The sequence below is a fragment of the Xanthomonas euroxanthea genome, assembly GCF_903989455.1.
Classification (GTDB): Bacteria; Pseudomonadota; Gammaproteobacteria; order Xanthomonadales; family Xanthomonadaceae; genus Xanthomonas; species Xanthomonas euroxanthea.
The window spans coordinates 3,527,620-3,540,366 of the sequence record NZ_LR861803.1 but is presented as its reverse complement, the minus strand read 5'-3'; the positions used below and the strand labels follow the sequence as shown (position 1 = coordinate 3,540,366).

General features: G+C 67.4%; 5 protein-coding genes. All 5 read right to left on the bottom strand.

What is annotated here, in order from left to right; all coding sequences use genetic code 11:
- Window positions 1-269: 269 nt before the first annotated feature.
- On the bottom strand, window positions 270-2,114 hold the full coding sequence (locus H7A86_RS14880; RefSeq protein WP_119131142.1) for a glycoside hydrolase family 35 protein: 1,845 nt from the start codon (window positions 2,112-2,114) through the stop codon (window positions 270-272).
- A gap of 200 nt (window positions 2,115-2,314) precedes the next feature.
- Window positions 2,315-4,657 (bottom strand): GH92 family glycosyl hydrolase, encoded by a 2,343-nt coding sequence (locus H7A86_RS14875; protein WP_119131143.1) that lies wholly within the window; start codon window positions 4,655-4,657, stop codon window positions 2,315-2,317.
- 136 nt (window positions 4,658-4,793) lie between these two features.
- On the bottom strand, window positions 4,794-6,245 hold the full coding sequence (locus tag H7A86_RS14870; protein ID WP_119131144.1) for a glycoside hydrolase family 125 protein: 1,452 nt from the start codon (window positions 6,243-6,245) through the stop codon (window positions 4,794-4,796).
- Between the two features lie 439 nt (window positions 6,246-6,684).
- The gene (locus H7A86_RS14865; protein ID WP_119131497.1) at window positions 6,685-9,351 is read right to left on the bottom strand and encodes a glycoside hydrolase family 3 C-terminal domain-containing protein; all 2,667 of its coding nucleotides are present in this window, start codon (window positions 9,349-9,351) and stop codon (window positions 6,685-6,687) included.
- A gap of 688 nt (window positions 9,352-10,039) precedes the next feature.
- Window positions 10,040-12,730 carry a beta-mannosidase gene (locus tag H7A86_RS14860; protein WP_180707903.1) on the bottom strand — a complete coding sequence of 897 codons (2,691 nt, stop codon included), beginning with the start codon at window positions 12,728-12,730 and terminating at the stop codon, window positions 10,040-10,042.
- Window positions 12,731-12,747: the final 17 nt, after the last annotated feature.

Sequence of the window (12,747 nt, the reverse complement as noted above, 5' to 3'; positions counted from 1 at the left end):
GAATGCGCCACTGCCTTCCACAACGGCGTGAGCCGGTGATCTTGCCTGGAATGCGATCAGTCCGATACCGCACAGGTAGCAGACCCTATGTGGGCAGTTGACCTCCAGATAGCGGCGGGCGCGCGGTAGTCTGAAGGCCGGCCAGCCCCGGGAGCGCCAGGCGGGTTGCCTGGCGGTTGGTTTGGCCCATCGGCGGACACGCACAGGCGGCTTGCGGTTGCCAAGCCGGCGGGTGCGCGAGCGTCAGCCGCCGGCCATCCGTCTGCCCTCTACTCCTTCGGCGTGATCCACACCTGCTGCTGCAGGCCGCGCACGCCGGGCTTGGCGGTGCTGTCCAGGTCGAACACCACCACGGTGTTGTCGCCCTTGCGCTGGAACGGGGCCGGGAAATACAACGCCCGCTGCGGGCCGATGGCCCAGTGGCGGCCCAGGTTGACGCCGTTGGCCCAGGTCACGCCCTTGCCGAAGGCGCGCATGTCCAGGTAGGTGTCGGCCGGTGTGCCGATGCGCAGCGTGCCGCGATGGAAGGCGGGGCCTGCGACGGCGTTGCGGGTCCAGCCGCGGATGCTGTCGGGCGAGCGCATCGGCAACGGGAAGGCCTGCCAGCCGGTGAGCTGCCGGTTGTCCAGCAGCACCGGGTCGACCAGCCCGGCGCGGCCGTCGGCCATGCGCGGGCCGTAGTTGATGCGGCCGCTGTTTTCGACCAGGACATCCAGTGTGTGCTGGCCTGCAGGAATATCCACATCGGTGGAGACCTGCTGCAGCCGGCGTTCGACACTGCCGACCGGCTTCTGATCGACGTACACCCGCGCCACATCGCGCACCTCGCCCAGGTACAGCGGCCCCTTGCGCGGGCCGGTGACGGTGGTGCGGTAGAGGATGTAGCCGTAATCCTGGCCGAAGTGCTCCATCGGCTGCGGGGTGTCGATGGCGATCGGTGCGGGCAGGTTGTCCCACAGCGAGGCGGATTCGCGCAGCGGCGTTTCCGGCAGGGCCGCCGTGTCGATCGGTGCCGGCAGCGCCGGCGGCTGCACGCCGGTGACCCGGGCGATGGCCTCGCGCATCAGCGCGAACTTGGGCGTGGGGCGGCCGGCTTCGTCCAGGATGGCGTCGTAGTCGTAGCTGGTGGTCTGCGGGGCGTAATGGTCGCTGGGGTTGCCCTGGAAATTGGCACCATTCATGAAGCCGAAACTGGTGCCGCCGATGAACATGTAGAGATTGGCCGAGTGGCCCTGGCGCAGGATCCACTCCAGCTCTTCGGTCTGTTGCTTGGCATCGGTGCTGGCGTGCGGCTTGCCCCAATGGTCGAACCAGCCGGCCCAGTATTCGCCGACCATGCGCGGTTGCCCGGGGCGGAACTTGATCAGTTTGTCGAACGCACTCTTGGCCTCGCCGGGGGCGAAGTTCACCACCGCCAGGGTGTCCGGCAAGGTGCCGTTGGCGAGCATGTCGGCGCCATCGGAGGTGAACAGCAAGGCGTCGTCGAAGCCGGCCTTGACGTACATGGCGCGGTTGTCGGCCATGTAGGCATGGTCGTCGTCGTAGGAGCCGTATTCGTTCTCGACCTGCACGGCGATGATCGGCCCGCCGTTGTGGTTGAGCAACGGATGCACCTGTTGGGACACCGCATCCAGGTAGGCCTGGCTGGCGGCCAGAAAGCGCGGGTCGCGGCTGCGCACGCGGATGTTGTCCTTGCCGAACAACCAGGCCGGGTAGCCGCCGGCTTCCCACTCGGCACAGGTGTAGGGGCCGGGACGCAGGATCACGTTGAGGCCTTGCGCGGCGGCTTCGCGCACGAACGCGGCCACGTCGTTGTTGCCGGAAAAATCGAACCGGCCTTGCTGCGGTTCGACCAGGTTCCAGAACACGTAGGTCTCCACCGTGTTCAAGCCCAGTGCGCGCGCCTTCTGCAGGCGGTCCTTCCAGTAGGCGCGCGGGATGCGCTGGAAATGGATGGCGCCGGAGAGCAGTTGATACGGCTTGCCGTCGCGCACGAACTGCGTGCCTTGCGTGCCGAAGCTGGGCCAGGTGTCGGCGTGGGTGTCGGCGGCACTGGCGGCGGGAAGTGCCAGCGCGAGGGCGAGGACGAGGGGGCTGAGGGTGCTACGCAACATGGGCGATTCCCGGCGGTGACGAGTGACTGGTGACGATGGGGGTGGATTGGTTTTTTGCGTGAGGCCGCTTGCGTGTTGGCCCTCATCCGCCCTTCGGGCACCTTCTCCCGCTCGCGGGAGAAGGAAAAAGGCAAGCCTCCCGCTGCGGGAAAGGGAAGGGCGGCCTCCCATTGCGATTGGCGCGATGCCGGGCACGTACGCTATGCGAACGACGGCGGTAGATCCTCCTTGTTCGCGCCGAAGGCTGGATTCGGCTTGGCGCCCATCGTGAATTCCAGCGTGCCGCCGGCGGCCAGATCGGCATGCCGCATCCAGCTGCGGTTGATCGGCTTGCCGTTCCAGGTCAGCGACTGCACATACACGTTCTGCGCGCTGTTGTTGTTGGCCACGATGCGCAGCGTGCGGCCGTTGCCGACATCCAGTTCTGCGCGCTTGAACAGCGGGCTGCCGAGGACGTAGTTGCCGCTGACCGGGTCCACCGCGTACAGCCCGAGCGCGCTGAGCACGAACCAGGCGCTCATCTGCCCGCAATCCTCGTTGCCGGACAGGCCATTGCGCGCATCGTGGTACTGCTCGCGCAGCAGCCGGCGCACCATGGCCTGGGTCTTGTACGGCTGGCCCGCGTAGGCGAACAGGTAGGCCACGTGATGGCTGGGCTCGTTGCCGTGCGCGTACTGGCCGACCAGGCCGTCGATATCCGGTGGCGCATCGGCCGGCAGCTCGGAGCTGGTGGAAAACAGTTCGTCGAGCTTGGCCACGAAGCCGTCGCGGCCACCGTACAGGTCCATGTAACCGTACAGGTCGTGTTGGTTGAGGAAGGTGGCCTGCCAGGCGTTGGACTCGGTGAAGTCGCGCCACTTGCTGATGTGGCCCATGCCGCGCGGGTCGAACGGGGTGGCCCAGCTGCCGTCTTCCAGCCGCGCCTGCACGAAGCCGCTGTCGCGATTGAACACGTTGCGGTAGTTGCGCGAGCGCTCGCGCAGTGCGCGTGCATCGTCGGTGGCACCAGCGGCCTGTGCCAGGTGCGCGCAGGCCCAGTCGTCATAGGCGTATTCCAGCGTGCGGCTGACCGCTTCGTCCACCTTGTCGGCGGGGATGTAGCCAAGCTTGCGGTAGTCCGCCAGGCCGTGGGTGGTGTCGTCCATCGCGCGCTTGCGGTAGGCCGGCCAGGCGGCTGTGTAGTCGATGCCGGTGAAGCCCTTGGCATGCGCTTCGGCCAGCACCACTGCGGAGTGGTAGCCGATCATGCAGCCGGTTTCCACGCCTTGCAGCGGCCAGATGCCCACGCCGTCCGGGCATTCGTTGGCGCCGCGCACCAGGCACTGCACCAGGTCCGGCACGCGCTCGGGTTGCACCAGGGTGAGCAGCGGGTGCGCGGCGCGGTAGGTGTCCCACAGCGAATAGGTGCTGTAGTTGTGATAGCCCTTGGGGGCGGTGTGGATCTGCAGGTCCATGCCGCGGTAACGGCCATCCACGTCGCTGAAGAGGGTGGGCGCGAGCAGGCTGTGATACAGGCCGGTGTAGAAGATGCGGCGTTGCGCATCGTCATCGCTGTCGATGCGCACGCGTGCCAGTTCCTTCTCCCAGGCGGCCACGGCCTGCGCATGCACGCGGGCGAAGTCGAAATCGGGCAGCTCGGCATCCAGGTTGGCCAGCGCATTGTCGGCGCTGACGGCGGAGATGCCGACCTTGATCAGCAGCGGTGCGTCGGATGCATCGGGAAAGTGCAACGCGGCCTTGAGGTGGCTACCGTCGCGGCTGCGCGTGCCGGCAGGCAGCGCTTGATCTTCGTCGTACAGCTGCACGCTGGCGAACGGCCGCGACAGCCGCAGGGCAAAGTAGATGTAGCGCCCCTTGGCCCACTGGTGGACGCGGCGCCCGCCTGTGATGGTCTGTGCATCGACCACGCGCAGCTGCGCATCGCTCACGCGGGTGGGGATGCCGGGCTTGTCCTGCATGCCGTGGCACAGGTCCAGCAGCACGTGCGCCGGCTTGCCCTTGGGGAAGTGGTAACGGTGCAGGCCGGCGCGCGTGGTGGCGGTGAGCTCGGCATGCACGCCGCTGTCCTTGAGCCGCACGCGGTAGTAGCCGGGCGAGGCGGCTTCATCGCTGTGGTCGTAGCGCGAGCGGTAGCCGCTGTCCGGCGCATCGAGTGTGCCCGGCACCAGCTTGACCTCGCCGGTGGCCGGCACCAGCAGGACGTCCAGCATGTCGCCGATGCCGGTGCCGGACAGATGCGTGTGCGAAAAGCCCATGATCGAGCCGTCGGACTCGTGGTAGCCGGAGCACGAATCCCAGACCGCGTTGTAGGTGTCCGGGCTCAGCTGCACCATGCCGAACGGCAGCGTCGCGCCGGGAAAGGTGTGGCCATGGCCGCCGGTGCCGATGAAAACATCGACATGGCGGGTGAGCTCGGCGCGGGCGCGCGCATCGGCCGGCAATGCGTAGTTGCCGGCGCGCGCGCGGGCAAGCCCGGGCAGGCCGGTGCTGCCGAACAGGGCTGCTGCGATGGCGCCTTGGAGAAAACCGCGTCGTGTTGCCATGGTGTGGTCTCTGAATTTGCGGGCCGATGCCGGGGCACCCTCATCCGCCCGTCGGGCACCTTCTCCCGGCGGGAGAAGGGAACATCAAGCGCTGCGCCGTTTCTGCCCGGGAGGGCAGCTCGCGCGCTTCGAACCATCAGCTACTGCGCAGCAGCTGGGGTTTGCGTTGGTGCAGGTCGATGATCAGTTCGCCGAACAAGGTGTTGGCCCAGGCGAACCAGTCGCGGGTGAAGGTGCTCGGGTTGTCCTTGTCGAAGGCTTCGTGCATGAAGCCGGTGCCGGCATGGGTGGTCTTCAGCCACTGCAGGCATTGGCGCAACTGTGCATCGTCGTCGCTGACCAGCGCGTACTGGATGATCGACATCGGCCAGATCGTGCCCATGCCGCTGTGCGGGCTGCCGACGCCTTCGGCCGCACGGCCGCGCGAGAAGTACGGATTGCGTTCACTCCAGGCCAGCTGGCGGGTGCGCAGGAACACCGGGTCGGCGCGGTCGCAGCAGCCCAGGTAGGCCAGGCTGAGCAGGCCGGGGGCGTTGGCGTCGTCGATGAACAACTGGTTGCCGTAACCGTCCACTTCGAACGCCCAGTACGCCTGGCCGTCGCTGTCGCGCAGTTGGCCGAACTGGCGCGTTGCCGTTTCCACCTCGTCGGCCAGCGCATTGCAGTCGGCGGCGAACGCGGCATCGCGGTGCAAGGCCGTGCTCATCGTCGCCAGCTGCCGCAGCGAGGCCACCGCGAACAGGTTGGCCGGCACGAACAGCGGATACACGCAGGCATCGTCGGAGGGGCGGAACATCGAGTGGATCATGCCGTTGGGCCGGGTCGGCTGGCCGTAGCCTTCCAGCACCAGCGTCTCGGTCGCCAGCGGCGAGGGCCGCTGGAACACGTACGGGCCGCGGTTGTCCTTGCGCTGCTGCTCGCGGAAGGTCCTGACCACCACGTGCATTGCCGCGCGCCAGTCGTCGTCGAACGGGGCAGCATCGCCGGTGGCGCGCCAGTATTCGTGCGCGATGCGGATCGGGTAGCACAGCGAATCGATTTCCCACTTGCGCTCGCCCACGCCGGGCTTCATCTCGGTGATGTCGTTGAGCGACCACTTCAGGCGTTGGGTCTGGCCATCGGGCAGGAAGGCGTTGGCATACGGGTCGAGCCGGATGCAGGCGGCCTGGCGCTGGATCAGGCCATGGAACATGCGCCGCAATGCAGGGTCGCGCCTGGCCAGCGGCACGTATGGATGCACCTGGGCGGAGGAGTCGCGCAGCCACATCGCGTGGATGTCGCCGGTGATGACGAAGGTGTCCGGCTTGCCGTTGCGGGTGCCGGTTTCCACCGTGGTGTCCAGTGTGTTGGGGTAGCAGTTCTCGAACAGCCAGGCCAGCTCGGGATCGGCAATGCGCGCCTTGATCTGCACGATCTGCTGCTCGACCGCCTTGCTGACGAAGCGACGCTGCGCCTTGGGTGGGCGCTTGCTGACGAAGGTGCCGGCGGTCGTGGAGGTGCCGGCGGCGAAGGCGGGCAGTGCGCCGGCCAGCAAGCCGGCGCCCGCGCTGGCGCCGAGCAGCTGAAGGATGTCGCGGCGGGTGTGCATGAGCTGGAACTCCCTGGATTTCAGCAAGCGGTCGACGCAGCGGACATCGTTCCATCGGCGGCATCACGTGCCCGGCCGATGATGAGACCTATGCATGACCAATTCCCGATGACCATACAACGTGTGCGCCGAATGTGCATAGTGCGCCCGCACAATCCGGCGCCGTATGCGTGGCCTGCGGCAGTGGTGATGGTGGCTGGTCCACGTCTATTGCGGTCGTACGACATCGCCTGGCTGCCGTGCAAGCACGGTCATCGCGGTGGAAACGTGCGGCGGGATCTGCAGGCCGGCACGGCGCCGACCGGCCTGGTAGTGGAGCCGGGGCGTGCCGCCTCGCCTGATCTCGGGCAATGTCGCCGACCGCAACGTCCTTCCGCTGCCCCATGCAACAGGCGCCGGCCCTCACAGCCGACGCCGTTGCCTGACGCACCCCCACCGCTCATTTCGGCAATGGCGAACGCCCCGAGATCGAAAACGCTGCCGCCTCGCCGACCGCGCCGGTACCGGGTTGGCCACCGCCGACAAACAGCGTGTAATCGCCGGCTTCCACCGCACGCTGCCCGCTGCGATCCACATCGCTCAGGGCGCGCGCATCGAGGGTGAAGGTGAGCGTGCGCTGCTCACCCGGCTGCAGGTGCACACGCTGGAAGCCGACCAGGCTGCGCAACGGCGACTGCGGGCGCTGCGGATATTGCAGATACACCTGCGCCACCTCATCGCCGGCGCGCGTGCCGGTGTTGCGCACGGTGGCGGTCACCTGCAACGCACTGCCAGCTTGCAGGGTTGCCGTGGACAGCTGCGGCGCGCTGTAGGCAAAGCTGGTGTAGCTCAAGCCATAGCCGAACGGAAACAGCGGCTCGCCCTTGAAGTAGCGGTAGGTGCGGCCCTTCATGTCGTAGCTGACGTAGGGCGGCAGGTCCTTGGTGGAGCGATAAAAGGTCACCGGCAGGCGCCCGCCGGGGGTGTCGTCGCCGGCCAGCATGCGCGCGATCGCGGTGCCGCCGGACTGGCCCGGGTACCACGCCGCCACGATCGCGTCGGCATGGGCCTTGGCCCAATTCAATGCCACCGCGCTGCCGCTCATCAGCACCACCACCAGCGGCTTGCCGGAGGCCTTGGCGCGTTCGAGCAGCGCCTGCTGCGGGGCGGGCAGGGCGATGTCGTTGCGGTCGCCGCCATCGAAGCCGGGCACGTCGATGCGCAGTTCCTCGCCTTCCACATCCGGCGACAGGCCGACGAAGGCCACCACCGCTTCGGCCTGCGCCACCGCCTGCTCTGCCTCGGCCAGTTGCGCCGCCGCCGGTGCCAGCCACTCCAGGCGCAGGCCCTGGTCCTGGCCGCGGTGCTCCATTTCCAGACGGATCCTGCGCGGGCGGGTGTCGTCGAAGTGCAGCACGGTTTCCACGCTGCGGCCATCGGCGTTGTGCATGCCGGCCGGCACGTGCTTGTCTTCGGCATTGCCGGCGACCACCAGCTTGTCGTCGATGTACAGCCGCACCGGATCGTGGCCGGCGCAATCGAAGCAGCGCGCCACCCGCACCGCCAGCGTGTAGTCGCCCGCGCTCGGCGGCAACAACTCGCCGCTCCAGCGCACCGCATAGCGATCGGCCGGCACGCCCTTGGCGGGTGCGACCTGGTCCCAGTTGAAACTCACCACACGGTCCTGCCGCACCACGCGCGCAGCACCGGTCATCTCGACGTTGTCGAAATATTCGCCACGCAATCCCGGCTTGCCGTCGCTGCGCAGCGCGGTTTCCGGAATCATGCCCGGCACGCCGGCGGCCAACGGCGCACCTTGCGCATAGCTCACCTGCTGGGTGCCGAAGCGCTGGCGCAGGCCGATCAAGGGCGTCACCGGCTCGGAGGAGGTGCCCTGATAGTTGGCTTCCAGCGCCGCCAGGGCATCGGCGTTCGGGCCGATCACCGCCAGCCGCGTGCCGGGTTTCAGCGGCAGGGTGCCGGCATCGTTCTTGAGCAATACGATCGACTCGGCGGCGGCCTTCAACGCCAATGCGCGGTTGGTCGCGCTGTCGATGTCCTTGGCGCCGAGCCTGGCATACGGATCCTTGCGCGGCGCTTCCAGCTCACCCAGGCGATAGCGCGCCGCGAACAGGCGCACCAATGACTGGTCGAGCAGGGCTTCGTCCACTTCGCCACGTGCGATGGCCGTGCCCAGGGCGCGATACGCGTAGCCGCAGTTGAGATCATGCCCGGCTTTGAGCGATGCGGCCGAGGAGCCGGCATTGTCCGGGCGGAAGTAATGGAACTGGGTCATGTCGTCCACCGCATCGCAGTCGGACACCACGAAGCCCTTGAAGCCCCAGTCACCACGTACGCGGCCGTTGAGCAGCCAGTCGGCGGCGCAGGCCGGCGTGCCGTGTAGCGAGTTGTATGCGCACATCACCGAGCCGGCCTGGCCGTCGATCAAGGCGGCGCGGAAGGCGGGCGTGTAGGTCGCCTCCACATCGCGCGGCGACACGTCCACGTCGAAGCTGTGCCGGCCCGGCTCCGGGCCGCTGTGCACGGCGATGTGCTTGGGCGTGGCGATGGTGCGTGGGTGATTGAGGTCCTCGCCCTGCAACCCGCGAATGAAGCCCACCGCCAGTTGCCCGGTGAGGAAGGGATCCTCGCCGTAGGTTTCCATGCCACGGCCCCAGCGCGGGTCGCGGAAGATATTGATGTTGGGCGACCAGATGGTCAGGCCCGCGTAGCGCTTGTGGTCCTTGCCCGGGCCGCCGGCCTGGTTGAACTTGGCGCGCGCCTCGGTCGACACCACCGTGCCCACCTGCTGCATCAACGCGGTGTTCCAGCTGGCGGCCAGGCCGATCGCTTGCGGAAACACCGTGGCGTAGCCATTGCGCGCGATGCCGTGCAGGCCTTCGCTCCACCATTCGTAGGCGGGGATGCCCAGGCGCGGAATCGCCGGCGCATCGTTCATCGCCTGCGCGACCTTTTCCTCGCGGCTCATCTGCGCCACCAGCGCGGCGGCGCGCTGCTCCGGCGTGCTGCTGCGGTCGGCGGGCGCGGCGTGCGCGATGCAGGGCAGGCCCAGGCTCAGGCTCAGCCTCAGTGCCATGGCAAGACGCGATACAAACACGGATGACATCGATTCACTCCTGCGCAGCGGCGAGATTCGCCCGGCGTCGTTCTGGTGTTGCCGCAGGGGCTGCGGCGGGTTGAGGATCTGGCGTGGCGGCGTCATGCACGCCATCGCCCGTGGTGGATGTTGCTGTTACCGCGGCGGGCCCTCATCCGCCCCTGCGGGGCACCTTCTCCCGCCCGCGGGAGAAGGACACCCAACGCGGGACGAGGCCGGGCGAGGAAGGATGGGCGCGCGCTTGTGGAGGGCACGCACGGCAGGAGATCACGTCGTTTTTCCTAAGGTGGATGCGATGCAAGGATGCGAAGAGTGCGTATGACAGGAAACCAAATCTGCGGGAGACGCCATGCGCGCGAAACGTAGACGCGGACCAAGCGCATGCATGGACGGAGATCGAGTCCTTCTCCCGCCTGGCGGGGAGACGCCATACGCGCGAAACGCATACGCGACCAAGCGCATGCATGAGCGGACAGCAAGTGCTTCTCCCGCCGGGCGGGAGGCGCCATACGCGCGAAACGCATCCGCGGAACAAGCGCATGCACGAGCGGACAGCGAGTCCTTCTTCCGCCGGGCGGGAGGCGCCCTACGCGTGAGATGCAGACGCGGACCAAGCGCATGCATGGACGGAGATTGAGTCCTTCTCCCGCCTGGCGGGAGAAGGTGCCCGAAGGGCGGATGAGGGCCAGCTCGCCGCTCATTTCGCCGCTGCTGCCTCCGGCGGTTCCGGCGGCGCGCCTGCCAGCGTCGATGCCAGGTCGCGCACCTGCAACGCAGACTGCACCTGCGCCATCGGCAGCTTGCTGGACACGTGCAGCGTCAGCGGTTCGCCCGGCAGCAGGTCGAAGGCATTATCGGCCACGCTGACGTCCACATCGCCGAACGACAGCCACACCTCGCGCGCCAGCGTGTCGCTGGACAGCGTCAACGCATAGCCATCGCCATCGGCGCGCCACTGGCTGTCGATCTTCGCGGTCGGCAAGGCCAGCTGCTTGGCCGGCGCGAAGAACACCACCTCGCGCGACAGCAGCTTTTCGCCATCGAACAATTCGAACACCGCGTAGGTGCGTTTCGGATCGGCACTGCCCAGCAATTGCTTGTCGCTGAAGTTGCCCACCTGCAGGCTGCTGAGCGGCTTGACGGTGGCCTTTTCCTCGCGCTTGCTCAGCAGCTTGCCGTCCATGCCCATTACCCGCATGCGCCAGCGGGCCGCCAGCGGAGTGGTGCGGTCGGACACCAGCGACACCTCGGTCTGGCCGTTGTCATTACGCAATGCGGCGATCAGCTCCGGCGCATAGAAGCGGCGGGCGTGGTACTGCAGCGCCTTCCAGCGGCCGTAGTAGTCCACGCTGGACCACGACGCACCCGGCCACACATCGTTGAGCTGCCAGTACAACGAGCCCATCGACTGCGGGCGCGCGGCGCGCAGATGCGAGGCGGCCAGGTTGATGCCCTCGGCCTGCATCAGCTGGCTCAGGTAGACGAAGCTCTCGAAATCCTTGGGCTCGCCGAATTCGCGACGGATGTACAGCATCAGCCGCTTGTTGCCGTTGCCCTTGTCGAACTTCTGATGCACGCGCATCACCGGCGATTCCGGGTCCATGTCGCCGGGTTCGGCGAAGGCACGCACGGTGCGCATGTCCGGGAACGACTGCAGGCCGTACTCGGACATGAAACGCGGGGTGACATTGAGATATTCGGTCACCGGCAGCGCGGGGCCGCCCCAGACCTTCCAGTAATGCATGTCGCCATCGGTGGCCTGGTCGGCAGCGCCATCGAAGTTGGTGCCCGGCGAGGTGGACCAGTACGGCACGTCGCTGTCGTAGGTGGCCACCACCTCGCGGAACACGGTGCCGAACAAGGTGGTCATGCCGCGCTCGATGCGGCTGCGTTCTTCCGGGTCCACCGACTGCTTGAACTTGACCCGGTCGCCCCAATTTTCCCAGCCGGTCTGCACTTCGTTGTTGCCGCACCACAGCACGATGCTGGGATGGTCGCGCAGGCGCTTGACCTGTTCAATTGCTTCTTGCCGGGTGTTCTCGCGGAACTCCACGTCGTACGGCGGCACGGCGCCGCCGAACATGAAGTCCTGCCAGATCATGATGCCCAGCTCGTCGGCCACCTCGTAGAAACGGTCGTCCTGGTAATGCCCGCCGCCCCACATGCGCAGCATGTTCATGTTGGCGTCGCGCGCATCCTGCAAGGTGCTGCGCATACGCTCGGCAGTAACGCGCGCGGGGAAGGCATCCAGCGGGATCAGGTTGGCGCCCTTGGCGAAGATCGGGATGCCGTTGATCACGATCTCCATGCTCTTGCCCCAGGTGTCCTTTTCGCGGCGCAGCTCCACCGAGCGCAGGCCGGTGACGCGCTTGATCTGCTGGCTGTCGCCATCGGCGTCGCGCACGCTGGCCACGAAGGTGTAGCGGTCCTGCGCGCCGTAGCCGGCCGGGAACCAGCGCTTGGGCTTGGCGATACGCACCGCCAGATCGATGCGGTTCTGGCCCGGGTCGACCACCGCGTCCTGGGTGAACTGGCCGACCTTCTGGCCATCCGGTCCCAGCACATCCAGCGTCACCTGCACCGGCCCGCTGCGGCCGGCCTGCAGTTCCAGCTGCGCCTGCAATTGCGCGCTGTCGGCGTCGACGCGTTGCTGGGCGATATGCAGCCCGTCCACGCGCACCGCATCCCAGGCTTCTACGCGCACATCCTTCCAGATGCCGGCGTTGACCATGCGCGGGCCCCAGTCCCAGCCGTAGCTATACGGCGCCTTGCGCACGTAGGTGGAGCTGTGGCGCGATTCGGGCTCGTCGCCGAAGGCCGAATCGTAGGCGCCCGGCAGCGCGTACGGCTGCTTGGCCAGCCACGGCTGGATCTTCTTGATCGGCGAGAACAGCTTGACCTCGAGCACATTGTCGCCGCGCTTGAGCAGCGGTTTGGCATCCACCCGCCACTGCCGGAACATGTTGTCGGCGCTCAGCAGCGGCTTGCCGTTGAGGGTGACCTCGGCAAAGGTGTCCAGGCCGTCGAACACCAGCTCGACATGCGCGCGCTTGAGCGTGGCCGCGTCCACGTTGAAGCGGGTCTGGTATTGCCAGTCGCTCAGGCCCGCCCACTGGATCTTGCCTTCGTTGTCGCGATAGAACGGGTCCGGCACGATCTTGGCGGCGATCAGGTCGGTCTGCACCGCGCCCGGCACCTGCGCCGGCAACCAGGCCGCCGCTTTCGGATACGTCCTGGCCTGTTCCTGGCCCGGCACCAACCGCACCTGCCAGCCGCTGTCCAGGGGCGTTGCCGTGGGCGGAGCCGCCCAGGCCTGCGAGATGGCAAAGGCCAGGGCTAGCCCGAGGCGGGCGGGGGCAGGAATGCAACGATGGCGGGACAGGGGCATGGGTGACTCTCCTTGGA